The 26979-nt window shown below is 37.4% G+C and carries 23 protein-coding genes, 1 tRNA gene, 1 pseudogene and 2 other annotated features; of the genes and pseudogenes, 8 read left to right on the forward strand and 17 right to left on the reverse strand.

Annotated features, from left to right (window positions below):
* Nucleotides 1-24: 24 nt before the first annotated feature.
* The 3 genes from IGK70_RS08910 to IGK70_RS08920 form a co-directional block, all read right to left on the reverse strand.
* Nucleotides 25-2106 (reverse strand): DNA topoisomerase III, encoded by a 2082-nt coding sequence (locus IGK70_RS08910; protein WP_071981495.1) that lies wholly within the window; start codon nucleotides 2104-2106, stop codon nucleotides 25-27.
* 130 nt (nucleotides 2107-2236) lie between these two features.
* Nucleotides 2237-2602 (reverse strand): DUF1033 family protein, encoded by a 366-nt coding sequence (locus tag IGK70_RS08915; protein ID WP_002356966.1) that lies wholly within the window; start codon nucleotides 2600-2602, stop codon nucleotides 2237-2239.
* Nucleotides 2603-2699: 97 nt separating this feature from the next.
* On the reverse strand, nucleotides 2700-3269 hold the full coding sequence (locus tag IGK70_RS08920; protein WP_002356965.1) for a TetR/AcrR family transcriptional regulator: 570 nt from the start codon (nucleotides 3267-3269) through the stop codon (nucleotides 2700-2702).
* Nucleotides 3270-3401: 132 nt separating this feature from the next.
* Between IGK70_RS08920 and IGK70_RS08925 the strand changes: the two genes are divergently transcribed.
* On the forward strand, nucleotides 3402-3917 hold the full coding sequence (locus tag IGK70_RS08925) for a YbhB/YbcL family Raf kinase inhibitor-like protein (RefSeq protein WP_002362073.1): 516 nt from the start codon (nucleotides 3402-3404) through the stop codon (nucleotides 3915-3917).
* Between the two features lie 16 nt (nucleotides 3918-3933).
* Nucleotides 3934-5172, forward strand: a complete 1239-nt coding sequence (locus IGK70_RS08930) for a multidrug efflux MFS transporter (protein ID WP_002374511.1) — start codon at nucleotides 3934-3936, stop codon at nucleotides 5170-5172.
* Between the two features lie 179 nt (nucleotides 5173-5351).
* Here the strand turns inward: IGK70_RS08930 and mnmA are convergent, their stop codons facing one another.
* The 4 genes from mnmA to IGK70_RS08950 form a co-directional block, all read right to left on the reverse strand.
* On the reverse strand, nucleotides 5352-6476 hold the full coding sequence (gene mnmA / locus IGK70_RS08935; RefSeq protein ID WP_002362075.1) for a tRNA 2-thiouridine(34) synthase MnmA: 1125 nt from the start codon (nucleotides 6474-6476) through the stop codon (nucleotides 5352-5354).
* A 225-nt stretch (nucleotides 6477-6701) separates the two neighbouring features.
* The gene (locus tag IGK70_RS08940) at nucleotides 6702-7046 is read right to left on the reverse strand and encodes a DUF1831 domain-containing protein (RefSeq protein ID WP_002356959.1); all 345 of its coding nucleotides are present in this window, start codon (nucleotides 7044-7046) and stop codon (nucleotides 6702-6704) included.
* Nucleotides 7047-7113: 67 nt separating this feature from the next.
* The gene (locus tag IGK70_RS08945; protein WP_071981496.1) at nucleotides 7114-8259 is read right to left on the reverse strand and encodes a cysteine desulfurase family protein; all 1146 of its coding nucleotides are present in this window, start codon (nucleotides 8257-8259) and stop codon (nucleotides 7114-7116) included.
* 156 nt (nucleotides 8260-8415) lie between these two features.
* Complete coding sequence (locus tag IGK70_RS08950) at nucleotides 8416-9390, reverse strand: ribose-phosphate diphosphokinase (RefSeq protein WP_002362076.1); 975 nt, start codon at nucleotides 9388-9390, stop codon at nucleotides 8416-8418.
* A 212-nt stretch (nucleotides 9391-9602) separates the two neighbouring features.
* Between IGK70_RS08950 and IGK70_RS08955 the strand changes: the two genes are divergently transcribed.
* From IGK70_RS08955 to IGK70_RS08965, 3 genes are read left to right on the forward strand one after another with little or no spacing between them, the layout of a single operon-like run.
* Entirely contained in the window at nucleotides 9603-10352 is a 750-nt protein-coding gene (locus IGK70_RS08955) for a metal ABC transporter ATP-binding protein (protein WP_002360005.1), read from the forward strand.
* Nucleotides 10349-11218, forward strand: a complete 870-nt coding sequence (locus tag IGK70_RS08960; RefSeq protein ID WP_002369145.1) for a metal ABC transporter permease — start codon at nucleotides 10349-10351, stop codon at nucleotides 11216-11218. Before IGK70_RS08955 ends, IGK70_RS08960 begins: the two co-directional genes overlap by 4 nt.
* Nucleotides 11205-12131 (forward strand): metal ABC transporter substrate-binding protein, encoded by a 927-nt coding sequence (locus IGK70_RS08965; protein ID WP_002425954.1) that lies wholly within the window; start codon nucleotides 11205-11207, stop codon nucleotides 12129-12131. The genes IGK70_RS08960 and IGK70_RS08965 overlap by 14 nt, the downstream gene beginning before the upstream one ends.
* Before the next feature lie 54 nt (nucleotides 12132-12185).
* On the opposite strand, the gene IGK70_RS08970 is transcribed toward IGK70_RS08965, so the two are convergent.
* From IGK70_RS08970 to IGK70_RS08990, 5 genes are all read right to left on the reverse strand, one after another.
* On the reverse strand, nucleotides 12186-13724 hold the full coding sequence (locus IGK70_RS08970) for an ABC-F family ATP-binding cassette domain-containing protein (RefSeq protein ID WP_002409800.1): 1539 nt from the start codon (nucleotides 13722-13724) through the stop codon (nucleotides 12186-12188).
* Nucleotides 13725-14093: 369 nt separating this feature from the next.
* Nucleotides 14094-15287 (reverse strand): amidohydrolase, encoded by a 1194-nt coding sequence (locus tag IGK70_RS08975; protein WP_071981497.1) that lies wholly within the window; start codon nucleotides 15285-15287, stop codon nucleotides 14094-14096.
* 14 nt (nucleotides 15288-15301) lie between these two features.
* The gene (locus IGK70_RS08980; protein WP_002366917.1) at nucleotides 15302-16135 is read right to left on the reverse strand and encodes a MetQ/NlpA family ABC transporter substrate-binding protein; all 834 of its coding nucleotides are present in this window, start codon (nucleotides 16133-16135) and stop codon (nucleotides 15302-15304) included.
* A gap of 19 nt (nucleotides 16136-16154) precedes the next feature.
* Nucleotides 16155-16835 (reverse strand): methionine ABC transporter permease, encoded by a 681-nt coding sequence (locus IGK70_RS08985; RefSeq protein ID WP_002359998.1) that lies wholly within the window; start codon nucleotides 16833-16835, stop codon nucleotides 16155-16157.
* Between the two features lie 18 nt (nucleotides 16836-16853).
* A complete protein-coding gene (locus IGK70_RS08990; RefSeq protein WP_071981498.1) occupies nucleotides 16854-17924 on the reverse strand; it encodes a methionine ABC transporter ATP-binding protein in 1071 nt (356 codons plus the stop codon).
* A gap of 85 nt (nucleotides 17925-18009) precedes the next feature.
* Nucleotides 18010-18260 (reverse strand) — a binding site (T-box leader).
* Between the two features lie 295 nt (nucleotides 18261-18555).
* Nucleotides 18556-18801 (reverse strand) — a binding site (T-box leader).
* 263 nt (nucleotides 18802-19064) lie between these two features.
* Here IGK70_RS08990 and IGK70_RS08995 point away from each other — a divergent pair.
* The 3 genes and pseudogenes from IGK70_RS08995 (at nucleotide 19065) to IGK70_RS09005 (ending at nucleotide 21179) form a co-directional block, all read left to right on the forward strand.
* Nucleotides 19065-19137 (forward strand) — tRNA-Thr (locus IGK70_RS08995).
* A 157-nt stretch (nucleotides 19138-19294) separates the two neighbouring features.
* Nucleotides 19295-20786: pseudogene (locus tag IGK70_RS09000) on the forward strand (glucosyltransferase domain-containing protein).
* Nucleotides 20787-20999: 213 nt separating this feature from the next.
* Nucleotides 21000-21179: a hypothetical protein gene (locus IGK70_RS09005; RefSeq protein WP_002383739.1), complete on the forward strand. Its 180-nt coding sequence runs from the start codon at nucleotides 21000-21002 to the stop codon at nucleotides 21177-21179.
* Between the two features lie 170 nt (nucleotides 21180-21349).
* Here IGK70_RS09005 and tnpA read toward each other — a convergent pair whose 3' ends face one another.
* From tnpA to glmS, 5 genes are all read right to left on the reverse strand, one after another.
* Entirely contained in the window at nucleotides 21350-21805 is a 456-nt protein-coding gene (gene tnpA / locus IGK70_RS09010; RefSeq protein ID WP_000063801.1) for an IS200/IS605 family transposase, read from the reverse strand.
* A 194-nt stretch (nucleotides 21806-21999) separates the two neighbouring features.
* Nucleotides 22000-22965 (reverse strand): hypothetical protein, encoded by a 966-nt coding sequence (locus IGK70_RS09015; protein WP_002372066.1) that lies wholly within the window; start codon nucleotides 22963-22965, stop codon nucleotides 22000-22002.
* A 175-nt stretch (nucleotides 22966-23140) separates the two neighbouring features.
* The gene (locus IGK70_RS09020; protein ID WP_002359936.1) at nucleotides 23141-23431 is read right to left on the reverse strand and encodes a hypothetical protein; all 291 of its coding nucleotides are present in this window, start codon (nucleotides 23429-23431) and stop codon (nucleotides 23141-23143) included.
* Nucleotides 23432-23478: 47 nt separating this feature from the next.
* The gene (locus IGK70_RS09025) at nucleotides 23479-24717 is read right to left on the reverse strand and encodes an aminoacyltransferase (protein ID WP_002362084.1); all 1239 of its coding nucleotides are present in this window, start codon (nucleotides 24715-24717) and stop codon (nucleotides 23479-23481) included.
* A 396-nt stretch (nucleotides 24718-25113) separates the two neighbouring features.
* Nucleotides 25114-26922, reverse strand: coding sequence for a glutamine--fructose-6-phosphate transaminase (isomerizing) (gene glmS / locus IGK70_RS09030; protein WP_002356940.1), 1809 nt, complete (start codon nucleotides 26920-26922; stop codon nucleotides 25114-25116).
* Nucleotides 26923-26979: the final 57 nt, after the last annotated feature.

Raw genomic sequence — 26979 nt, forward strand, 5'->3', positions numbered from 1 at the left:
TTAGAGCCAACATTCGTCAAGTCGCTACTCTTGGTTCATAGCGGCTTTTAAAGCCTGTGCTAAAGCACTTTCTTCAGGTTCGTCTGGTTGTGAATATTTTTTCATCAAACGACGTTCTTCATGTTTAGTCATTTTTTGTTTTCGTTCTTTTTTATCGGGAATTTTTTCAGTAATCGAACAGAATTTACATTTGAAAGAACGACCATTTTTTCCTTCTATAATGACCATTTTTTTATGACATTGTGGGCAACGGTGATTGGATACTTTAGGATCTTTTCGCCGACGATAAGAACATTCTTGGTTTGTACAAACGTAAATCTTCCCATCTTTTGTATTTTTCTCCCGTAAGTTTGAGCCACAATCTGGACATTTTTTTTGCGTAATGGAAAAATCTTGATATTTTTTCTCGCTTTGTTTAATTTCACGGACTAATTTTTTCGTATCCTCTTCAATATCCTTTAAGAAAAGTTGACTCTTTTGTTGACCCGAAGCGATTGCTTCGAGCGATTTTTCCCATTTTTCCGTTAGTTCAGGTGTCACAAGTGATGGATTCACCAAGTCTAATAGTTGCTTTCCTTTGGCAGAGACACTTAAACCGCTATTGGTTCGTTCCATCAATTCTGATTTAATCAGTTTTTCAATGATTTCAGCTCGCGTTGCCGGTGTGCCTAAACTGTGTTTCTCCATTTTTCCTAACAACGTTCCTTCGGTTAATGGTTTTGGCGGCGACATTAATTCTTTGTTAATGGTAAAGTTTGGCGCAACGGTCATGCCTTTTTGCCATTGGACAGTGGATAGCGGCTGTTCGGCTGTTGTTTTCCAGCCAGCAACAACTACTTTATTTTGATGAAAGACAAATGTTTCTTTTCCAAAAGCGACTGTAACTTTTGTTTGTTTGGTTTGATTTGGCTCAGCAAACAAACCTAAGAATCGTTGAACAATCATTTGATAGATTTTTTGTTCATCATTGCTTAGCTTTTCATAACGAGGACGTTGTTCAGTTGGAATCAATCCATGGTGATCCGTGACTTTTGCATTTTGGAAAACTTTTTGTTGTTTAACAACGGCCCCATTTTTAAGGTAGCCTTTCACTTCTGGTGAAAAATCAGCAATGGCTTGAAGTCGTTCTTTCATCGTTCCTTTCATATCCGTTGTTAGATATTTGCTGTCAGTTCGAGGATAGGAAACAATTTTATGTGTTTCGTATAAACTTTGTACAAGAGACAACGTTTTCTTTGCAGAAAATTGGAATCGCTGATTGGCTTCACGCTGGATTTCGGTTAGATCATACGGTAACGGCGCATTTTCTGTTTTAACTTTTTCTTGGATATCGGTAACTAAGCCCTTTTGTTTTGAGAGTTCTTTGACTAATTGTTCTGCTTCCTGCCGTTCTTTCAAAGCGTATGGATTTTTTTGGGTCATCTTTGCTTTTTCTGATTCAACAGTTAACGAGATAGTAAAATAAGTTTGAGGCTTAAATTGTTCAATCGTTTTTTCTTGTTGGCGTACCATTGCTAAAGTTGGTGTTTGAACACGACCTGCGGATAAGTTATCTTGATATTTCACTGTCAAGGCCCGTGTGACGTTTAGCCCAACTAACCAGTCAGCTTTTGCGCGCGCCAAGGCAGAGTAATACAAATTATCGTAGTCTTTCGCTGGGCGAATTTTCTTAAACCCGTCTTTAATGGCTTTGTCTGTTTGAGATGAAATCCATAAGCGTTTGACTGGTTTGTTAAAACGGACATATTCTAAAATCCAGCGGGCCACTAATTCACCTTCACGACCAGCATCGGTGGCAATCACGGCTTCAGAAACATCTTTACGATTGGCTAATTGTTTAATCGCTTTTAATTGATGTCCCGTTTTCGGTAACGGTTTAATCCCTAAATTCTTAGGAATCATCGGTAAAGTTTCCATTTGCCACGTTTGCCATTCTTTGTTTAAATCTTCTGGCATTTTTAGTCCTAAGAGATGGCCTAAAGCCCAGGTGACAATCACGTTGGGTCCTTCATAATAATTCTTATTTTTTTGATTTGCTCCTAAAACGCGGCTTAAATCTTTTGCTACGCTAGGTTTTTCGGCAATAATTAATTGTTTTGCAACCACTAGTTTCGCTCCTTTTTGAGTGCTATCTTTTCGTATTATACCAAATATTAGCTCGATTTTCTCTAAATTCCGAGAATAGAAAAAGAGTTTAAAGAAAATTCCCTGAGGTTTTTCTTTAAACTCATGCGTTTCAAATAACTTTCCGTTTGCAGAATTTTGTTTTGCCAAAATGATTGGATATTGTGGTAAACTCAGCTTTATTTTCAAAAGTAACTGCATGATGATTTTCTAGTAATGCTAAACCGAAGTATTGTTGTAAATCTTCATCGCATTCTTCACACCAGCGTTCTTCCCCATCATTCCAGAAAGCCGTTAAATAATTAGGCTTTGTGTTGACGTATGTATAATTCTGAGAAAGTTTTTGCCAAACTTCCACATAATATGTCTCTGCATCGGTCAAGTTATCGAAGGTTTTTTCTTGAACAATGTCCTCTTGCCAATCATCAAAAAACCACCAAGGTTCATTGTCGCCATACATTGTAATTACTTGATACATTGAACCGCTCCTTTTTTTGCTACTGTAGGTATCATAGTCACTTTCTGAAAAAGTTGCAAGGATTTGGTTTCGGACTGAGAAATTTTTGAAATTTATTTTATCCTGCCACTTCTAAAGAAGCAATAAAATCTTCAATCATGCGACGATAACTTTCTTCTGGCGTGGCTTCTTCGCGTTGAAAATAACCTAAAAAACGTAAGGTAATATAACCATGGATTAAGCTACGTAATTCTCGACTTTTATGCAGTCGTTCTTCATTATTAAATGGATAAAAAGCTAAAAGTTGTAAGATAATTTGATTGGTTTCATGGATGCCTTCAATTAATTGTTGGTTTTGCGTTTTCGGCACACTGATAAGTAATTCATAGACTGCAGAATTTTCAAAAGCAAATTGTTGGTACGTTTCAGCATATATCCGAATTGCTTCTGCGCCACTCTTACCCACTAAGGCTCGTCGCAATGCATCATTTAATTCTTGAATTAACAAGTCCACTAGAGCATTTTTTACTTCAGCAATATTTTTAAAGTGATTATAGAGTGAAGGATACTTGATGCCTAAATCAACGGCTAAATTTTGAAAGGTTAATTGTTGAACGCCCAATTCTTCCGCTAGGTTGCGGGCACTTTCAAGGATTTTGGCTTTCGTTAAATTCCGTTTTTTTGCCATCTTTCTGACGCCTCCAATTCTTAAATTTTGGACAATTATTAGTTTATCATATCTATTGACTCTTTTTAAACTATAAATTATAGTTTATAATAATAATTTGTAAACATCATTTTTGAAAGAAGGCTGTTTGGCATGCATATTACCAACCGTTCTCATTTGGCCGATCGTTATGGCAAACGAACCAGTGCAGAATTTTTATTACACGAACGTCCTATTTTATCTTTTCCTATTTCTTTAGCGGCCATTCCTAAAGAAGCCCGTTATTTATCTTGGGAATTAATTGATTATGACACGATTCCTCTAATCGGTTTCCCTTTTATTCATTGGTTAGCTGCCAATGTTCCTGTAACCAATGAGATTCCTGAAGACTTTAGTCGAACAGCACTCAAGCCTACCATTCAAGGAAAAAATAGTCTTGCTTCTCCTTTGGGGAAACAGATGATTCCTGCGCTTGCCACTGAAACGTTACCTGAGTTAACCGAACGTTATCTGGGGTTAAGCCCTCGCTCTGGTGTGCACACCTATACGTTATATGTATACGCTACAAAAAATCCACTAAATTTAAAAGAAGGCTTTTTTGCGAATGAATTGCATCAAGCATTGAATGATCAACGACTCGCCAAAGCCAAATTTGAATTTCTTTACTAGAAAGTGAGGAAATAGAATGTATGAATTAATTAAAAGTAAAATTTTCCGTCCAAGACAACCTTGGGAAAAAAATCTGCTTGTTTTATGGTTTGGCACATTTATGGCTGGTATTGGCTTTAGCTTAGTGATGCCATTTATGCCTCTTTATATCAACACATTAGGTACTTTTACCCACCAACAATTGAATTTTTGGAGCGGAATCACGTTCTCTTCCACTTTTTTAGTCACAACCATTGTTTCACCTTGGTGGGGCCGTTTAGCCGACCGAAAAGGACGCAAGTTAATGTTATTACGCGCTTCATTAGGAATGGCTATCGTCATTAGTTTAATGGGCGCAGTCACAAGTGTTTATCAATTGATTGGCTTACGCTTATTACAAGGTGTTTTTTCTGGTTATATCAGTAATGCGACTGCGTTAGTTGCTACAGGCACACCTAAGGAAAAAAGCGGCCAAGTGCTTGGTACTTTAGCCACTGGTTCTGTTACCGGCACGTTGCTTGGTCCTCTTTTGGGCGGTGTCACTGCGTCTATTTTCGGTTATCGGCCAACCTTTTTTATTACTGGTACGATTTTATTACTCGTTTTTGTTTTGAGTCTCGTCTTTGTCCATGAAGAGTTTGTGCCAATTGAAAAAAATCAAGCCGCATCTGGGAAACAAATTTTAAAAAAACTAGAACATCCCCACGTGATTCTTGGAATGTTTATTACGACATTAATTATTCAAGCTTCCAATAATTCAATTAGTCCCATCATCAGTTTATATATTCAACAATTGTTGGGTGGTCACGGAAATGTCACCTTAATCAGCGGAGTCATTGCTTCTATTCCAGGGATTGCAACGTTAATAGCCGCCCCTCGTTTCGGCCGGTTAGGCGATCGTATTGGCAGTGAACGCATCTTGACAATTGGCTTAATTTTAGCCATTTTCGTTTATCTACCAATGGCCTTTGTTCAAAATGTCTGGCAGCTTGCTATGCTTCGTTTCTTAGTTGGGATTTCCGATGCCTGTTTACTACCAGCTGTTCAAACATTGATCACTCGTTATTCCCCAAGTGACGCTGCAGGTCGTATTTTCAGTTACAATCAATCTTTCCAAGCGACAGGAAATGTGATTGGTCCTATGATTGGTTCAAGCGTATCTGCCGCTTTCGGTTATCGTGGGGTCTTTATTTCCACTTCTTGTCTGGTTCTCCTTAACCTTCTATGGGTTCGTCGAAGCACCGCCGAATTAAAAAAAGAGAAAAATGATGCCTGAGTTATACACAGAAAAGTTATCCACAATTTTAATTTTTAATTTTTCTCTTTTTCTTATTTTAAAAAAAATAGGCATATAAAATAAAAAAGAAAAGCGGATATTTACTGGTTTTATGACCAGCATATCCGCTTTTCTTTTGGTTGACTTCATCCTTTTTGTTTCACAACTCGTGAAACTTTTTAGACGTATTGTAGTTCTTTTTCATCTTGGTAGGCGCGATCAATTAAGCCGCCCCCTAAGCATTCCATCCCATCATAAAAAACAACAGCTTGACCTGGAGTGACTGCGCGCGCTGGTTCCTTAAACGTAACGGTTGCTTTTGTGCCATCTTCAGATAAGGAAACATGCACTGGAATATCTGCTTGACGATAACGGAATTTAGCCGTACAGTCAAACTCTTTTGGCATTGGCGTATCAACAGTAAAATGAACCTCACTAGCTTCTAAATGTGTTGCATATAGTTTTTCATGGTGAAATCCTTGTCCCACATATAATGTATTGGTAGTTAAATCTTTCCCAATCACAAACCATGGTTCTTGTGTTTTACCGCCGCCACCAATTCCTAAGCCTTGGCGTTGACCGATAGTATAATACATCAGACCATCATGTTGTCCTTTGATTTCGCCATCTTCTGTCACCATGTTGCCTTTTTTAGCTGGTAAATAATTACTCAAAAATTCTTTGAAATTCTTTTCACCAATAAAACAAACGCCCGTTGAGTCTTTTTTCTTGGCTGTGGCTAATCCAGCACGTTCAGCAATTGCACGAACTTCTGATTTTTCCATGCCACCCAATGGAAACATTGTTTTTGCCAATTGGGCTTGTGATAATTGGCTTAAAAAATAGGTTTGATCTTTATTATTATCAATTCCACGTAACATATGCACTACGCCATTTTCATCCGTTTCTACTTGTGCATAGTGGCCAGTTGCAACATAGTCAGCGCCTAGTTGCATAGCATAATCTAGGAATGCTTTAAATTTAATTTCTTTATTACACATGACATCTGGATTTGGTGTCCGTCCTAACCGATATTCTGCTAAAAAATATTCAAACACACGGTCCCAATATTCTTTTTCAAAATTGACCGAATAATACGGAATCCCAATTTGATCCGCTACTTTTGCGACATCTTTATAATCCTCAGTTGCGGTACAGACACCATTTTCGTCTGTATCATCCCAATTTTTCATAAAGATCCCAATTACATCATAGCCTTGCTCTTTTAAAAGCAACGCTGTGACAGATGAATCGACACCGCCACTCATGCCTACCACGACACGCGTTTTGCTGTTATCTGCCATTTTATCACCATCATTTCAATTAGATTCTGAAATCATCCACGATTTGAAGGTCGTAACTTTTCAGTGCTTTTCATTATACTATTTTTTTGAAATAAGTAAAGCAAGCCGGGCGTATAATGAGAAAATACTTGGAACAAAGGCACAGCGAACAAGCTATTGCTTTCAAATAAACAGAAAACCTGAAGGAACAAGCTACTTTCACTTGTTTCTTCAGGTTTCTCTAAATTATTCTACTTTCTCTAATACACCACGACTAATTAAGCCATCCATTAAGAAAAAGTATTTTTCTTTACTCATTTCATGTTGTTCATTCTTGAAAATATTCATTGGTTTTAAACCATTTGCCGTTGTAATGGACATTTTCAACTCTTTTAGATCAGCAGTGATCGTAATTTTCAATTTGAAGCCTTCATTTCTCTGAGGCGTTGGATCTAAGGAACGAATCAATTGAAAGTTCCCTGATTTTGTTTCAGTAAAGCCGTTATCTTTTAATGTATAGCGTTTTGCACTAGGATGTACTTTGTAAAAAACTGTTGAGCCTTCAACAGCAGCCGTTGTTGTAAATGCCATGGGTTCCACCTCGTTATTTTCATTGTTATCTTCATTATAGCGAAAACCTGTAGCTGCCGCAATCAGATTATTTTTTCAATTGTTGAATCACTGCAACTAGTACTTCAGAAAAAGTCGCAATTTCTTCTGGTGTGTTCCCGTAGCCAAAACTAATCCGGATTGATTCTTTAATAGCTGAGGAATTTTCTCCATACATCGCTGTCAACACGTGCGAAGGATCCACAGTTCCCGCTGTACAAGCCGAGCCTGTTGAAATCGCAATACCTCTTAAGTCCAAATGCATTAAGAGCAAATCACTGGGAATTCCTTTTAAATGAAGATTTAAGACATGCGCTAAACGATTGGTTGGTTCACCATTAATTGAAAAATCAATATTGGCTTCTTCTAACGCTTTTAAAATAATCGTTTGAAAACTTTGATAAGCTGTTTTTCTTGCTTGCTTTTCTGTAGAAGTTAGTAATGAAACGGCAGTACCCATGCCAATAATTCCAGCTAAGTTTTCCGTGCCCGCACGTCGTTTTTCTTCTTGTTCCCCACCATGTAAAAGAGGTGGTAATTGGATTGCATCGCTTTTAAATAAAAACCCTACGCCTTTTGGACCATTGATTTTATGAGCGGAAATACTTAATAAGTCGATCCCTAATTCATGAGGTAAAATGACTTCACTTCCATAAGCTTGGACGGCATCTGTATGAAAAATCGCCGAATGATTTTTAAGAATTGCACTAACTTCAGCAATCGGTAATCGATTTCCAATTTCATTATTGCCATACATCATTGAAACCAAGATCGTTTCTTCGCGTAAAGACTTTTTGAATTGATCCATTGAAATCTGACCATTTTCATTCACAGGCAAGTAAGTCACTTCAAAGCCTAACGTTTCTAAGTATTCCATCGTTCGTAATACAGCGGGATGTTCAATTGCCGTAGTAATAATATGTTTTCCTTCCTTTTGACGAGAAAAAGCAACTGCCAAGATGGCTGTGTTATCCCCTTCTGTGCCACCACTATTAAAAATAATTTCGTGGGGTTTGGCTTGTAAGCTCTCGGCAATCGTTTGACGCACTTCTTCCAGAAGACCGTGTGCCTTTCGTCCAAACTGATGAATACTTGATGGATTGCCAAAAGTCGTTTGCATATTTTCAGTCATCGCTTGAATGACCGTTGGATGAAGCGGTGTTGTTGCCGCATGATCTAAATAAATGGGTTCCAAATGACTCGTCCCTTTCCTTATGTTCTGGCGTTATTCTAGCATAAAAAGCTTAAAACACAAAATCAGAATACTTTCTCTTCTATTTATAAAAGAGATAAGAAAAATAGGTCCAACACTGTTAAAGTTGTTAGACCTATTTCTAGTTTAAGGAATCACTTATTCTCCTTTTGGTTCTAAACGGAATAATGGACTCATTGGTTTATTTTCATGAATACGAAGTAACGCTTCCCCCATTAACTCAGCGCAAGAAATAATATTCAAGGTTGCTGGTTGGCGGTCTGCTGTCGTATAAACAGAGTCAGTAATACTAATTTCCTTAATTGGCGCATTTTCTAAGGTTGCTTTTGCGCCTTCTGATAACAAACCATGCGAGGCGCAAGCATACACTTCTTGCGCACCATTTTTCATTAAAACTTCCGCCGCTGTGGCTAACGTTTGACCAGTATTCAAAATGTCATCAACAAGAATACATTTTTTCCCAGCGACATTCCCAATAACGTAACCTTCTTGACGCACCCCATCAATCTCTTCATGGTCGACAATTGCTAAGGTCGCATCTAAGTACTCCGATAAACTACGTGCGCGTTGAACACCACTGTTTTTAGGCGAAACAATCACAATTTCTTCCCCTACTAATGCTTGTTGACGATAATAATGAGCAAACAAAGGCATTGTAAATAAATTATCTACTGGGATATCAAAAAATCCTTGGACTTGAACAGTATGCAAGTCTAATGTCAACAAACGTGTTGCGCCTGCCTCTACCAACATATTAGCAACTAATTTCGCAGTAATGGGTTCTCTTGGTTTCGCTGTGCGGTCTTGGCGAGCATAACCATAGTAAGGCAAAATAACATTAATTGTTTTTGCGCTAGCACGTTTTAATGCATCAATTAAAATAAGCAGTTCCATCAAATGATCATTTACAGGGGCATTCGTTGCTTGGATGATGTAGACATGATCGCCACGAATACTTTCTTCAATATTAATTTGAATTTCGCCATCACTAAATTGGCGCACGGTGCTTTTTCCTAATTCTGTTCCTACTGATGCTGCGATTTTTTCAGCAAGTGGTCGATTTGCATTTAAACTGAAGATGCGTAAGGTGTCATCTTGATAGTTTTCGGTCATGATATCCTCCGTCAATATAAAATAATAGTCGTTTTCATTCATATTCTACCATTTTTTGTCATAAAAATCATGGGATCCTCCTTAATTTATTGAAAGAAACAGTTTTCTTTGTGAAAAAAGCGCTTGTATTTAGGTGCGCCTAAAAATTATTTGCATTTTCTTAAACTATCCCTTATACTGATTTTAAGGCAAACCTAAAAAGGAGGAATTTCATGAGAAAAAGCTTTAACTTAGCTGTTCAAGCGTTAACCGTTCAATATCAAGGACGGACCGCTTTAAATAATATCCACGTTACTATTCCCTCCGGTAAAATTACTGGAATTATCGGACCAAATGGTGCTGGAAAGTCAACATTTATTAAAGGGTTATTAGGCTTGATTAAAACAAAGGAACGTGATGTTTTGTTAAATAATCAAGCGATTGACCAACAAAAAACAACCATTGCCTATGTAGAACAACGTAGCGCCTTGGATCTTAGTTTCCCAATTAGCGTTTTTGAAACGGTCTTGCTAGGAACCTATCCAAACTTGGGACTATTAAAACGCCCAGGAAAGAAAGAAAAGCAAGCAGCCATGGCTGCATTAAAAATGGTGCAATTAGAAGACTATGCGCAACGCCAGATTGGCGAACTTTCTGGTGGCCAATTACAACGTGTGTTTATCGCTCGTGTTTTGGCCCAAGGTGCTGAGGTGATTTTTTTAGATGAACCTTTCGTCGGCATTGATATGTCTAGTGAAAAAGTGATTATGGATATTCTCAAATCATTAAAAAATCAAGGTAAAATGATTATCATTGTTCACCATGATTTGCACAAAGTGTCCCACTATTTTGATGAATTAATCGTTTTGAAAAACCGGCTAATTGCTGCGGGTCCTGTTGAACAAACATTTACTGCAGAAACGCTCCAAGAAGCATACGGTGATTTGTTAGGTGATTTATTAATACAGGGGGTTGCAAAATGATTGCTGCATTTATTGATGGTTTATTCCGTTATCAATTTTTACAAAATGCCCTTTTGACGTCTGTAATTGTCGGACTCATTTCAGGGGTAATTGGTTCATTCATTATTTTACGTGGGATGTCTTTGATGGGTGATGCGATTTCACATGCTGTTTTACCAGGGGTCGCTGTTTCTTATATGTTTGGTTTCAATTATATTTTTGGCGCTTCTATTTTTGGCTTATTAGCTGCATTATCAATCGGCTTTATTACCCAAAAAAGTCCACTAAAAAATGATACTGCCATTGGTGTTGTCTTTAGCTCTTTTTTTGCTTTAGGGATTATTTTTATCTCTTTTGCAAAAAGTTCCACCGATTTATATCATATTCTGTTTGGAAATGTATTAGCGGTCGCAGATACCGATATTTTAATTACTTGTGTCGTCGGCGTGATTGTTTTGATTTTTGTGGCATTGTTTTATAAAGAGTTGCAACTCACTTCTTTTGATCCCACAATGGCTCAGGCCTATGGTTTAAATATTCAATTTTTCCACTATGCATTGATGTTTTTACTAACATTAGTCGCTGTTTCTTCTTTGCAAACCGTCGGAACTATTTTAGTCATTGCCATGCTGATTACGCCAGCGGCAACAGCTTATCTATTAACAAATCACTTACCGACAATGATTGGCTTAGCCTCTACTTTTGGGATTTTAAGTTCAGTGATTGGCCTATTCTTTAGTTATTCTTATAACTTAGCTTCTGGTGCGACGATTGTTTTAACCGCCGCCTTATTCTTTTTATTGGCTTTCTTTTTCTCACCAAAGAAAGGCCTAGTATTTGTAAACCGTGAGAAAGAAATGGAGGAATCAACGAATGAAAAAATTTAGTTTATTTTTTTTAACATTTTTAGCAGGGTTAACGTTAGCTGCTTGCGGGAATCAAGCCGCTGAAAAGAAAGAAAAATTAGCAATTGTGACAACGAACTCGATCTTATCCGATTTAGTGAAAAATGTTGGGCAAGACAAAATTGAGCTGCATAGTATTGTGCCAATTGGGACAGACCCTCACGAATATGAACCGTTACCAGAAGACATTGCGAAAGCTTCTGAAGCGGACATTTTATTCTTTAACGGCTTGAACTTAGAAACAGGCGGAAATGGCTGGTTTAACAAATTAATGAAAACGGCCAAAAAAGTTGAGAATAAAGATTACTTTTCTACAAGTAAAAATGTTACGCCACAATATTTAACAAGTGCCGGTCAAGAACAAACAGAAGATCCGCATGCTTGGTTAGACATTGAAAATGGCATTAAATATGTAGAAAACATTCGTGACGTGTTAGTAGAAAAAGATCCAAAAAATAAAGATTTCTATACAGAAAACGCGAAAAATTATACCGAAAAACTTAGCAAACTACATGAGGAAGCCAAAGCTAAATTCGCTGATATTCCTGATGATAAAAAATTATTAGTTACAAGTGAAGGTGCCTTTAAATATTTCTCCAAAGCTTATGATTTAAATGCCGCTTATATTTGGGAAATTAACACAGAAAGTCAAGGAACACCTGAACAAATGACCACGATTATTGATACCATTAAGAAATCAAAAGCACCTGTGTTATTTGTTGAAACCAGTGTCGATAAACGTAGTATGGAACGGGTCTCAAAAGAAGTGAAACGACCAATTTACGATACACTTTTCACAGACTCTCTTGCCAAAGAAGGAACAGAAGGCGATACGTACTACAGCATGATGAACTGGAATTTAACAAAAATCCATGATGGCTTAATGAGTAAATAAATAATAAAGAAGAAAGAACCAAGTTGACTCCCCCTCAACTTGGTTCTTTCTTCTTTATTTAACTAATTCCTCAATATCAATTACTCGATCCACAATTTCCTCATAAAAATCTGCTTCATGGGAAACCAGAAAAACCGTTCCTGGGTAAACGTGAATTGCTTCTTGTAAACTTTTTTTGGCCGCTTCATCAATATGATTGGTTGGCTCATCTAAAAATAACAAATTACTTGTTTGCATCATTAGTTCCGCTAGTTTTACTTTTGTTTGCTCACCACCACTTAACAGGGCTAACGACTGCATTGCTAGCTTATCTGGTAAACCTGCCCTAGCCAAATGACTTCTTCGCTCTTTAATCGTTGTATCTGGAAAACGATCTGATAAATAGTCTAGCGGCGTTAACTGCTCATTAGGCCACGCTAAGTCTTGGGTAAAATAAGCAATTTTTGTATTCAGCGGATAATGAAATTCTCCATCTAATGAAGGAATCACTTTCGTCAACGTTTTAATTAATGTTGATTTGCCAATCCCATTAAAGCCTTTCAATGCGACTTTTTCACCGACATGAACCATTAAATTTAACGGTTCTAACAAAGGTTCCCGATAGCCGACAACTAACTTCTGGGTCGTTAGTGCTTGCGTTGCAACTAACCCTTGATAAGGAAATTCAATCGCTGGCTTAGTCAAGGAACCAGGCGGAGTCAATCGTTCCAACCGGTCCAATTGTTTTTGTCGACTTTTAGCCATCGTTGCTCGATTTCCAGCTTTGTATTTACGAATATAGGCTTCCATTTTTTCAATTTTTTCTTGTTGGGCCTGATACTGTTTCAAATAGGTTTGTTTATTCTGCTCTTTTTGTGCAAAAGATTTTTCTACATTTCCAGTATATTTGGTTAACTTGCCAAACTCAATGTCTGCGATGCAATTCGTCACTTCATTTAAAAATTGATAATCATGGGAGACTAATAGAAAGCTTCCTTCAAAATTATTCAGATAGCGAACAAGCCATTGAATATGTGTATCATCTAAATAGTTGGTGGGTTCATCTAAAAGTAACACATCAGGGGCCTCTAACAATAATTTTGCTAAAATCACTTTTGAACGTTGACCACCGCTTAGCTCCCCTAACTTTTTATCCAAACCAATTGCTTGTAGTCCTAACCCATTGGCTAAATCCTGAATAATCGTGTCGATTTGGTAAAAATTACTTTCATCTAAATCTGTTTGTAACTTGCCTGCTTGTTCTAAAAGTTTTTCCGAAGCCGTTTGACTGTATTCTTCATAAAGCTTTGTCAGTTTCGCTTCTTTATCAAAAAGTTCTTGAAAGGCTTGTTTCAAAAAATCAACCATCGTTAGTGATTGTTCTACAGAAACGTGCTGATCCAAGTACCCAATCTTGCAATTTTTTTGCCACTGAATCGTTCCTTCGTCTGGCAATACTTCCCCCGTTAAAATTTTAATTAAGGTGGATTTGCCGACCCCATTTTGGCCAGTTAAGCCTAAATGATCCCCTTTATTCACTTGCAATGAAGCCTCTTCATACAAGACCTTTTCGCCAAATCGATGCGTTAAATGTTCAATAGTTAAAATACTCATTTTCGTCACTTCTTTCTTGTTAACTGATTATTTTGGGACAACAAAAAAAGAACCACGTCTGCACGTCGTCCATCCTGACAGAAATCCCGACAACCGCTTGTACGTACACTCAAATAAGACTAGCTTTTCTAGTCAAAAAATGTCCTATCAAGCGATGAAGAAATTAATTGCTCGGCTCCACAACAGTGCTTCATCTGTTCTTAAACTATCGGGAGCTACTTTTCTTGTTAATTTATCAGTTAAAACAAAAAACATGTGAATCACCTTTCTTATGCTTGTATTCTACCATAGAATGACAAGAAAGCAAGCCACGTTGGTTTATAACGAAAGGAGCCCACAAACCATCATTTTGTCGGCTCCCTATCCCTGTTATTCTGATAAATAGTTTAATGCATAGCGTACGTGGTACTCTGCTGCTAAAAGTAAGGCACGTTCATCAATATCAAATTGTTCATGATGGTGTCCAAAATGAGTAGCAGGATTTTCAGGGTTTCGTGAACCGACCCGTCCATAGATACCAGGAATTACCGCTAAGTAATCAGCAAAATCATCCGCCCCTAAACTTTTAGGATGATTGGTCACAACATTTTCAAAACCAACAATTTCACTGGCTACCTGCTGTGCACGGTTGGTTGCTTGTTCTTCATTAATTAATGGATTCGCTGCCGCATAAACAGAAAAATCAGCAATTTCTGTGCGATGAGACTGGGCAATTTCATGGGCAATTTCTTCGACTCGTTGTAAAACAAATTGGCGCGTTTCCTGACTAAATGTTCGAACAGTACCTTCAATGGTTGCCTGGTTTGCTACAATATTATAGCGTGTTCCTGCTTGTAAAACGCCAATTCCTACTACGACAGAATCTAAAGGATCAATCTCGCGAGCTACAATTTTTTGTAATTCCACAACGATACTGGCCGCTGCTAAAACAGCATCCCGGCCATTCTGTGGTTGGGCGACGTGACTACTTTGACCACTGACTTCAATTTTAAAAATATCACAAGAGGCGTTGGTGGCGCCTTTGGTAGCGACTAATTTTCCAACCGGCACACTGGAATCTAAATGAATCCCAAACACTTGGTCGATTGCTTCTAAATAATTTCCTTCCACAAATTGTCGAGCGCCTGCACCAATTTCTTCAGCTGGCTGGAAGGCCAGTTTAATCGTTCCTGAAAAGGTATCCTGATGTTTTTTGAGCACTTTAGCTGCACCTAGCAATGCTGCCGCATGACCATCGTGTCCACAAGCATGATTGAGTCCTGGATTTTTAGAAGCATAGGCAGCACCTGTTGCATCTGGCAATTCCAACGCATCAATATCTGCACGTAACAAAATCGTTTTGCCAGCGCCAAGACTTCCTTCAATGGTTGCTAAAACACCTGTTTCCCCTACTTCTACAAAAGGAATAGCTAAGGCTAGTAGTTCTTCTTTAATTCGCTTAATCGTTTCATATTCTTTTAAACTTGCTTCAGGGTATTGATGAAAATGACGTCTTAAATGGATTATCCATTCCTTTTCTGTAGCAATAGCTTCTTGGATTGTTTGAATCGTTGTTGTACTCATTATAAATGCCTCCTTTATTTTTTACCAAATGTTTCCCAGGCCGGAACATTGGCGCCTTTTGATGTTTCCGCAATGACCTTTTTCGTTTCTTCTTGTTGATATTCTTCTACAACTTTTTGATAAAGTTTATTCTCTTGATCTTCTTCTCGAGCCACGACAATGTTCACATAAGGTTTCGCTTTTTCGTTTACAGGTTCTAAGAAAATAGCATCTTTATCTGGTGTATACCCAGCATCGACAGCCATGCCGCTATTAATCACTGAAGCATCGACATCTTGTAAAGCGCGCGCTGTTTGCGTAGCATCTAATTCAGTTATTTTCAATTGGCGTTTATTTTCAGTAATATCACTGACAGTCGGTAGTTGCTGTTTCGCAGGATCAACTTTTATCAGTCCTGCAGTTTGTAATAAAATTAACGCCCGCCCACCATTCGTTGGGTCATTAGGAATAGCAATTTCTCCGCCGTCTTTAATTTTCGTGATATCTTTCAATTTATTAGCGTAAATTCCCAATGGTGCATTGACTGTATTGCCAATTGATACTAATTTCGTTCCATGCTCTTTATTGTAATTGTCTAAAAAGATTTGATGCTGAAAGGCATTTAAATCAATTTCTTTTTCTGCTAATGCTGCGTTTGGTTGCGTATAGTCTGTAAATTCTACCAATTGTAAATCAATATTTTTCTTTTTCAAACGGTCTTTGACCGATTCCCATTCATCATTTTTTGTTCCTACAACCCCTAGTTTAACGGTTTCTGTCTTAGTATCCTTCGCAGACCCCGATGCACAACCTGCAATCGTAAAAGCTAATACCCCAATAAGTCCAATTAATTTACTAAATTTTTTCATTTGTCATTTCTCCTTTTTTCTAATGTGATGTTTTTTTGATTAATTGATTACTAATGGCTTGACTGATAAATACCATAATTAAAATAATTAACGTGGCCATAAATGTCACATCGGTTTGAAACCGATTGTATCCTCGAGTAATCGCTAAGTTGCCCAGACCACCGGCTCCAATCGCTCCTGCCATGGCTGTTAATCCAATCAAATTAATAATTGTCACTGCTGAAACACGAATAATACTTGGTAACCCTTCAATTAAATAAACCCGAAAAATAATCCCTAAGGGACTCGTCCCCATGGCTTCTGCCGCTTCAATAACGCCAGGATCCACTTCTAATAACGCATTTTCAATTTGGCGCGCGAAGAACGGAATTACGCCAATAACTAATGGGACTAACGCTGCGGTTGTACCAATTGTCGTTCCTGCCAAAATTCGTGTTAATGGTTGAATCAGTGCGAGCATAATGATGAAAGGAATAGAACGACAAACATTAATAATTTTTTCTAAGACGCTATACAGGGGTGGATTTTTCAAAACACCACTGGGGCCAGTACTGACAAGCACAACACCCAACAAGACTCCTAACACACCAGCAATTAAGGCTGTCCAAAAAACCATGTATAATGTTTCCCATGTACTTTGAAGAAACTCTTGTTTTAATTGAACGACATTCGGAAAATATTTCTCAAATAATTGATACATTCTCAGTTCACTCCTTTTTTAAATCACCTGTAAATTCTGCTTTTGCTTCGTTTGCTGATAGGTTTTCAAAACATTGGTTCGCACGCCTTGTTTCGCTAAATAAGTAAGGGCTTGTTGACGCTGGGCCTCATCACCAGAAAGCACCACAATTAAATGGCCAATAGGAACGTTTTGAACAATTTCGACATTGCCATAAAGGATATTTGTATATACCTGATATTGGCTATACAATTGTGCAATTAATGGCTCGTTCGTTTGATCTCCCACATAAGAAAATTCAATTAATTCTTGATTTTTATCTAAATCAGCTAATTTAGGATGTTCAAGAATCGTGGTTAATGCTTGGTCAATATGAGTTGCTGTCCGAATAAAATCTTTGGTTAAAGGTTGTTGGGGTTGACTAAAAATCGAAACAATATCGTTTGATTCGACAACGCAGCCATTTTCCATCACCGCGACTTTATTACAAATTTCTTTAACCACTTGCATTTCATGGGTGATTAAGACAATCGTCAAGTTCAGTTCTTGATTTAACTTTTTTAACAAAGCTAAAATCTGTCCCGTTGTTTTTGGATCTAACGCACTCGTCGCTTCATCACAAAGTAAAATTTCAGGATCATTTGCTAAAGCGCGGGCAATCGCAACCCGCTGTTTTTGCCCTCCTGATAGTTGACTGGGGTAAGCGTCCCGTTTTTCACTTAGTCCAACTAGCTCTAATAAATGGCTGATTTTTTGACGCCGTTCACTTTTACTTAGCCCAGAATATTTTAATGAAAAATCGATATTACTAAATATAGTCCGCTCTTTCATCAAATTAAAATGTTGAAAAATCATTCCAAGCTTTTTTCGTTGTTGTCGTAATTCCTTTTTAGAAAAAGTTAAAATATTTTCTTTGTTAATAATAACGGTGCCCGCTGTTGGTCGTTGCAATAAATTAATTACCCGTACTAACGTACTTTTTCCAGCACCGGAATAACCAACGATTCCGTAGATATCCCCTTTATCAATTGTCAAAGAAACATCTTGGACAGCCTGAATTTCTTGTTTTTTTTGTTGAAATGTCACACTGATATTTTTTAGTTCAATCATTCTTTATCCCCCTTCATTCTTACCAACCTGCATTTTTTCATAAAAAAGAAAAAAGCATCCTCAACGACACAACTCAAGTTGTATCGTTGAGGACGCTTTTTTGCGTGTTACCACCTCATGTTCAGAATTTGCTCACACAAATTCCCTTTTCAAGTACGGAACAATATGTTCGATACCCTAGCTCGATAACGGGAGCCCCCGTCGCCGCCTTGTGTTTAACACTCGGAGCGCTTGCTCAATAGCCATTTTCCAAAACGTCTTTGTCACCTATTCTCAGCTACCTAGGCTCTCTGTTAGACAAATCAAGTCTTGTACTTACTATATCACTGCTTTTTTATTTCTATTCATTCTAAACTGATTTTCATCTGTTTTCAAAATTAAACAGACTAGAGTTCCTATCCCTTCAAGAGTAATCGCAGATAATAGCTACTCTCTCTCTTTGCATCAGTCGTAGTGCTCAACAGGATTTGACTGTGACGAGAATCACAGCCTTGGCGAGAATCGTAGGAACACTTTCGTGCAAATGACACAACTTGCCCTTCGGTCACCTTGTACTGTTCAGCATCTACTCTGTCGCTTCGCGCCAGTCGTAGTGATTCACAGCAAAAAGCCCTTCACTAGCGTTTTGCTAGTAAAGGGCGAATGATTCGCGGTACCACCTTTTTTCGAAATATAACTGATTCTTTATATCTCATCTCTTATCCAAGTCTTTATTAACTTGGTGCACATGGTAACGGGTGCTTAGCCGAAATTGCTTACTTATCAGCAATTTATTCTCAGAGGCCATCTTCAACTTTTCTGAACCTTGTCCCTTTTCACCAATCAGGACTCTCTTTTGAAGGTCATCAAAATTTACTCTTCTCTTCAACGAATGAATAGTTATCTGTGATGTTGATTTACACTTTACTAGAGAAAAAAGAGATTGTCAACAGTTTTTCTTAGAAAAAAATCATTTTTCTTTTTTTACGAAAGAGCAATTGACAAACTTTCGTCTATACGTTATTCTATTTCTTGTGCACGAGATTTGTACGATTTTTCAAAAGGAACTTTGACGATTACTCGTCGCAGTGTAGCCTTTGAAAGTGAACTCTATGGGTTTCACTTCGTTGCAATCCTCGAGTTAGTTTAGCCTTTGAAAACGCCGCCTTAGCTCAGTTGGTAGAGCACCACCATGGTAAGGTGGGGGTCGCCGGTTCAAGCCCGGCAGGTGGCTTTTTGGTAAAATCCCAACTCTTTAATAAAGAGTTGGGATTTTTTTGTTTTGCCTACCCTTAGTGTTCTGTCAAGATGAGAAAATAACAAAAGCAATTTCTTCATTCCACTCGTTATGGTATATTTTAATTGTTAAATAATTATTGGAGTGGAGTACAATGATGAAACAATTACCTACAGAATCAAAAAAATTTGATTTAAAGAATTGGTGTATTGAAAATAAAGCCTATCTTCTATTGATCATTTTAATTTATCAAGTGGCAGTTTTATCCATCGGCATTATCAATTTCCCTTACTTAGATGATAATGCTCGCCAAGTCGCTGGAATGACAGATTTTGGTACGACTTACGCACGTTGGGGCAGTGAATTTCTCTCATGGTTTGTTCAAGGAAGTCGTCATTTGACAGATCTGGGCTTGACCACACCGATTCTAACAGGTCTTATCTTATCTCTCACAAGCATACTGGCTATTTATATCATCAATGACCAAAAAAATTAGCTGGGGTTCCTCTTTAGTAGCTACTTTAATTGGCCTCAATCCTTGGTTCCTTCAATGTCTTAGTTTCAGGTTTGATAGTCCCTATATGGCATTGAGTATTTTTTGTTCGTTTCTCCCTTTTTATTGGTGGCAGCGTAATTCTTTTACGTTTTTCTTGGTTTCTGCCTTTTCACTGTTTGTTATGTTTAATACTTACCAAGCCTCGTCAGGAATTTATATAGTTATCGTCTTATTCCTTACTTTCAAGCAGTTACTTGCTGGAGAAAATTTCATTGCTCTTTGTAAAAAAGTCGCACTTGCTGCTATCGCTTATCTACTTTCTATAGTCAGCTACCTTATCGAGTTAAAATTTGTACCTTCCGCAACAAACAACATTGGGGGCAGTCAGGCCTTACCAAGTTTGCACGATATTCCAAGTGTGGCTTATCAAAATAGTTACCATTATTTTTCAGAGCTATTGAACCAGAGTAATCGTTTATGGCTCTTATTACTGCTCCTACTGCTTGTTTTATTTTTTATTAGTCATCTATCAAATAGCAAAATCAACTTGGGCTTAAGTTTCCTTTATTGTATCTTATATTTAGGACTTGCTTCTCTCTTAAGTTTTGGTATTTTTATTGTCTATTCAAGAAATATCGCTGGTGATGCGCCTCGCTATATTTACGGATTTGCTGTTTTTGTTACAATCAGCATGTTAAGTTTATTTAACAATCGACAAGTGAAAGCAATTTATCTAACTTCGTTACTTGTGGCCAGCTTGTTATCTTATTATATTTTATCGTTTGTTTTGGTGTATTCTTCCACATTAAACTATCAAAAAGAAGCATTCAATCGCCAAGCAGCTGTTTTAACAGATGATTTAAAAAATGTTGTAACAAACGAACGAAAAAAAGTTTATTTAAATACGTTTTTCAAAAATTCAACTGTTTATGCTAATACAAGTCGAAACTACCCAATTCTTTCAAAAATTGTGCCACCAAATGACGGTCTATACTTCCCTAATTACGTTTGGTTCAATACTTCATCGAATTTAGGAGTAGAGATGGCACCACTGACCGATACGGATATGTCTAAAAATCAAAAAGTAGTAAGTAATCACTTTTATGACATTTATACAAACAACAAAGAAATATTTGTGTTTATGAAATAATTTGTTCCATCCAAAAACACTTCTTTTGCAATAAACGTGACTGTATGGTTTGATTAAGATGGATTAAGTATTCTTTTCGGGTACATTTATTACTTCCTGAAACTTGTTTATTTCCCATTTTTCTTATGAAGTAACAAAATTTTTGAGAAAAAACAGCTCGTTTTCTATGTTATGATAGAGAAGTGAAAATCACCAGAAAGGTTGTTGCGGACTATGAGAACTCGTCAGAAAAAATTATTTTTATTTTCAATGATTTTATGGTTAGTTGAATTTTTAATTACACGGATTTCTGATTCTTTTCCAGGAGCAACGCCATTGTTCGTTGTGATTTGCTTGATTCAAGGAATTCTTTTTACTTATTTCTGTCTTGCTTTTTTCTATTATCCGCAATAATCAGTCAAGAAAAGCAATTAGAGCAGATTCAGCAAATTTCTGAAGTAAATATCCACCCGCATAGCGGGTGGCTTTTTAATAGCCCTAGAAGGGCTCGCTACCTGCTGCTCCCTTTAAGGGAGCTTTTTTTAGAGACTGCCAACCGCTACCATTCTATTCTTATCTAGTTGTTACTTCCTAAATGGATCTTTATACTCTCTTTTGTTTATACTATCCCTTATTCGATCTTCTGCTTCTTGTTCTCGTATATACTTAGCTATCGTTTTTTGGTTCAATCCTACAGTGCTCACATAATAGCCTTTTGACCAAAAGGATCGATTTCCATAATTGTATTTTAAATTCGCATGACGTTCATGAATGATTACTGCACTTCTTCCTTTTAAGAAACCCATAAAACCTGATACACTCAACTTCGGCGGAATTCTTACCAACATATGGATATGGTCGGGCATTGCATGCGCTTCAATGATTTCGACTTCTTTCATCTCACACAATTTCCTTAGTATTTTCCCTATATCTCGCCTCAATTGACCATAGATTACTTTTCTTCTATATTTTGGTGTAAACACAAGATGATACTTACAATTCCAACGAGTATGTGCTAAACTTTTATCGTCGTTCGACATTCAAAAACTCCTTTCGATTTGATAACGGTTGGTAGCCTTTATCTATTATATCGAAAGGAGTTTTTATCGCTAAAGCTCTGGCCTCCACGCGCAGTACGCGTGGTTTTTTTGTCGAAATCTCTTTAGAGATTTCGACTGACTAAAGTCATTAACCGAAAAAATGGCACGTCCTCGTTTTTAGGACGTGCCATTTTTTAAAGCATTATTTGTGTAAAAGCCGTTCGTATCGGCTGTTGAACTTTTTGAACAGCAGCGATTTGATGGCCTTTTGCTTCAGTCAATTCTTTTTCAATATATTCAGGATAGTAGGTTGCCAAATAACCCAAGACCCAGATAGTTGGATCTGAAATAACCGTCTCTGCTAATGGATACAAATAGGCAAGATGCAACCGAATTTCTTCTTCCAAATGCTGCAGCATAATTGGATCATCATTTTCTAAGCGATTCCTAAGTTCAGTACAAATTTCGGAATAGATCGGCGTATTTAACGGTCCAGTTTTTCCTTCTAGTAAGACTGTCTGAGGCTGATTGTCATACCAAAGAAAAGTCAGTGGCTCTGAAAATTGCAACAGTGCTAATTCTTCAATGAACCATTCCCGAGCAAAATAACTAAGTGCTTGGTTCATAACTAAATCTTTTGCGACTTCCACAAATACTGGTTTAGGCAAATATAAACTGGTTTTAATGTTCGCTAATTGTTGATAAACGGGCAATTGATCGCTTACTAACAAGTTCCTTTTAATTGCTTGAATTTGCTGCGTTTCTAATTGTCGATACGCCTCTTCCACTTGCATTAATTGCTGTTCTAACGTTTTTTGTTGTGCTAGCGTTATTTTATTAGTTTGAAGTAGTTGCTTCAATAAAATATATCCTTCAATAAAGCGACGGCTCTGACTATAAATTTGCATATAAATTGCCGCTGTTTCGAGGTTCTCAAAATAAGAATCTTGGAACGCTTCTGCCAATGCTAGTGCTTCGTCAGCTTCATCCATTTCCAACAATAATTGGACAATTTTTTGGTTTACTGGCGGCGTTTGTTGTAGCTGATAGGCTTGTTGAAAATTTTCTAAAGCGGCGATCTGATTATGTTCTACAAGTGCTTCTTCTCCTTTCGCAATAAAACGTTCATAGTTTTTTGGAAATTCATGAATGGTACTCATATCTAACCTCCTTTATTTCTTATTTAAAGCAGATGAGCCTGGGACAAAAATCACTTTGGATTTTTGCTCCAGGCTCAAAACCTGATAACCGGCGGGAACAGAACCAACACTACGCGTTGCTCGGAGCTAAACAGTTCTGTCCCGACCTCGATTTTAACTATTCAAACGGACTTTTTTAGTAAAGATTACGAATAATAATTGCCGTTTCTAGGTCGCCCTCAGCGTTCATCTTCTCCGCCTTTTCTTCTAAACTATACCCAGCAAAACTTTCGTTTGTTAAAACATCTGCTACTGTAAATTTAGCAACTTTTTCAATACTGACTGCATCTGGTGCTACTTCTTGCACGCTATCCCAGCCTGTATCAATAAAGACTTTTGTATCTTCTGTAATCGCTTCGTTTGCTTCTAACGCCTGCATAATTTCTTTTAACTGTGCATACGTCATAACCTCGACTTGATTTTCCATTTAAACGCCTCACTTTGCCATTCCTTTTTAAGGATTAGGTTTTAATTTTAGACTTTTTCTTTAATTGTTTTTAATGCGTGATATAAGGCATATTTCATTGGTTTGGCTTTCCATTGGAAATTGCCCATTAATTCTTCGACATGACCGCCAAAGGATTGTTTGAATTTAAGAACCCCATCACTTCCATCAAAAACACCGTCAACGCCATAAAAATTATATTTGGGAATGTTATTTTCTACTGTGTAAGTTAACATTTTATGTTGAATTAAATACGGTGCATAGTATTGTTTATATTTTTCATACGTACCACTAAACAAGTAAACAACTTCTTGTGGATGAACAATGAATAAGGCGCCTGCTAAAATTTCAGGTTCATCTGATGTTTTCATTTCTTTAGCCTCGTCAATCCGTTTGCGCACGGTACGAACTTCATCTTCAAATTCACGTTTCTGGTTATTTTTTTTACGGCTTTTAGGATTGGCAATTAACGCTTCATTGACTTCGTTGAGCGTCTCTTGTAATTTGCGTAATTTCTCATGAAGATTTTCTAAATAAGTAGCAAAGTTTAGTTCCGCCACCATAAATTTTGCTCGTTCGCCAAACTCTTCATAAACAGCTTGGTAATAAGCTAAATCCTTATCTTCAAAATTACGTCGTGCACTTGTTTCTTCCGTTAATTTCTTAAAGAGAGGTAGCTCTTCGTAACGAAGTTCTCGGGTTGTTACTCCATATTCCCATGTTTTCTTGATGTCATATTTAGCATCTTTTCCATAAGATTTCCAGAGCTCTTCTTCTGTTAATCCAGCCATATCTTTGACAAACAGCCAACGTGGCGCGCCATCAAAATTGTGCACATCAAACCCTTGGTGTTCAAAACCAATTGATGTGAAATAGTCAAATGTTTCTTGATTGACCTTTTCAACTTCACCGCCATTAAAATCACGTAAACAAATTTGTTTATTGGGAGTAAAGGTTAAATAAAGGCCATCATTTTTTTTCACATATTTTTTTAAGCCTGTGAAAAAGGCTTCTACACATTTTTTATCTGTATAATCCATCAAAATTCCGCCGTCAATGTCGAAAGCATAACCAATTTTGACTTTTTTCTTGCTTAGGATACACGCAGCAATTAGTTGGCCTTCTCGTTTGACGCCAACGTATTCACAATGCCAGCCACGTCGTTCCAATAAATGTTTCATTTCGGGTGTTTCTAAAAAGTTACCTGCAGGATGTGTCATTGCAAAGGTAGTAAATTCTTGTTCAGTTAATGTACTAAACTGATCCATATCAAACAACTCACAATCTTTTTTTGTTAAATAAATTAGCACTTTTCAGCTTAACCTACTTTTTGCTTTCTTTCAAACAAAGTTACCTCACTGGCTAATTCTTATTTTTCGGTTCTTATTAATTATATCTAATTTTGCTAAAATGCAAACAGTTTTCAACGGAAAAAAAGAATTTCTTTGGAATCTTTCATTTTTGACTGAATATCTTTCTTTTATAAAAAATATCTGAGCGTGGGACAAAAATCACTTTGGATTTTTGCTCCACGCTCAAAAACTTATAAACGGCGGGAACAGAAGCAACTCCTTCTTATTTCTCGGAGTTAAACGCTTCTGTCCCGACCTCAGATATTAAAACTTATGAGAACCCGTTAAACATCTTTCTCTCAGGTTCTTGATTTACTCAACAGTTACACTTTTGGCTAAGTTCCTTGGTTTATCAACATCGTAGCCTCTTTGTAAGGTTGCATAGTACGCTAATAATTGACCTGGAACAATGCTAACTAAGGCAGAAAGTAACGGATGAACATCTGGAATAATCAGTTGATCCTGTGGTTTTGCCAAGGATTCCAAGGCAATCACAATATTTCTTGCTCCACGACTTTCGACTTCCTTTAAATTGCCTCTTGTATGGGCTGCGACTTTGGCATCTGTCACAATCCCAATCACAGGTGTTCCTTCTTCAATTAAGGCAATCGTTCCATGCTTCAATTCACCTGCCGCAAAGCCTTCTGCTTGAATGTAGGAAATTTCTTTCAACTTCAAGGCCGCTTCCATCGACACATAATAGTCGACTCCTCGCCCGATATAGAAGGCATTTCGAGTATACGTCAGATAATCTTCCACTAAGGCTTTCATTTGTTGTTTTTCATCAATCAAGGTTTCCATGACAGCCGCTACCACGCTCAATTCGTGAGCCACATCAAATGAGACGGCTGCTAATGTTTGACGTTCTTCGCCAATTGCTTTTGCTAAAATAGCTAAGACAGCGATTTGAGCAGTATAAGCTTTGGTGGAAGCGACAGCAATTTCTGGTCCTGCGTGTAATAACAAGGTATCGTCCGCTTCACGTGATAATGTTGAGCCAGCAACATTTGTTAATGTAAGTGATGGATGACCTAATTCATTAACCTGTACCAGTACTTGGCGACTATCTGCCGTTTCACCACTTTGGCTTAAGAAAATGAAGAACGGTTTTTCAGATAAAATAGGCATGTTGTAGCCAAACTCGCTTGATAAATGAACTTCCACAGGAATACTGGCAATCGTTTCAATTAAAGATTTTCCGACCCAACCTGCATTATAACTTGTCCCACAAGCAATAATGTAAATTCGGTCACATTGATTAATTTTTTCAAGTAACGCCTCATCTAAAGTCACTTTTTCACCTTGAGTATATGCTTGAACAATTTTGCGCATCACTGCAGGTTGTTCATCAATTTCTTTGAGCATATAAAACGGATATGTTCCTTTTTCAATGTCATTTAAATCTAATTGCGCTTCAAAAGGTTCTCGGTTGATTACTTGTCCTTCTGGCGTTTCGATTACTACTTTATCCGCTGTAACAGTTACAATTTCACCATCAACAATCTCAACAAATTGATTGGTTTCTTTAATCATCGCCATCGCGTCACTACAAATAACATTAAAGCCTTCACCTAGACCGATAAGTAACGGGCTTTTATTTTTCGCTACGTAGATAGTATTGGGGTCCATTTTATCCATTAAAGCAAAAGCGTATGAACCTTTAATTTCGGCTAAAGCCGCTTTAAAAGCATCTTTTGTTGAAAAACCATTTTCAGCAAAATGAGCAATTAATTGAACGACGATTTCAGTATCTGTATCACCAATTAAGTGAGCACCACTTAAAAATTGTTCTTTTAATTCTTCAAAATTTTCAATGACACCATTATGCACTAATGCAAAGCGTTGATCGCTTGAAACATGGGGATGTGCATTGGCGACAGTTGGTTCGCCATGAGTGGCCCAACGAGTATGACCAATACCAACTGTTCCATCGATTTCTGGCGTTAATTTTGCTGCTAAATCGGCAATGCCCCCAACTGCCTTAACTACATGGGGCTGTTGGCTTTGATCATTCACACAAATCCCAGCAGAATCATAACCTCTATATTCCAATTTTGTTAATCCTTGAATCAAACTTTCCGTGACATTTTCTTTCCCAATCATTCCGACAATTCCACACATAATGCTAATTCCTACTTTCCAATTGAAATTCTGTATTTACTAGGTCCTGTTTAACTA

This window comes from Enterococcus sp. DIV0358, assembly GCF_051713465.1.
Taxonomy (GTDB): domain Bacteria; phylum Bacillota; class Bacilli; order Lactobacillales; family Enterococcaceae; genus Enterococcus; species Enterococcus faecalis.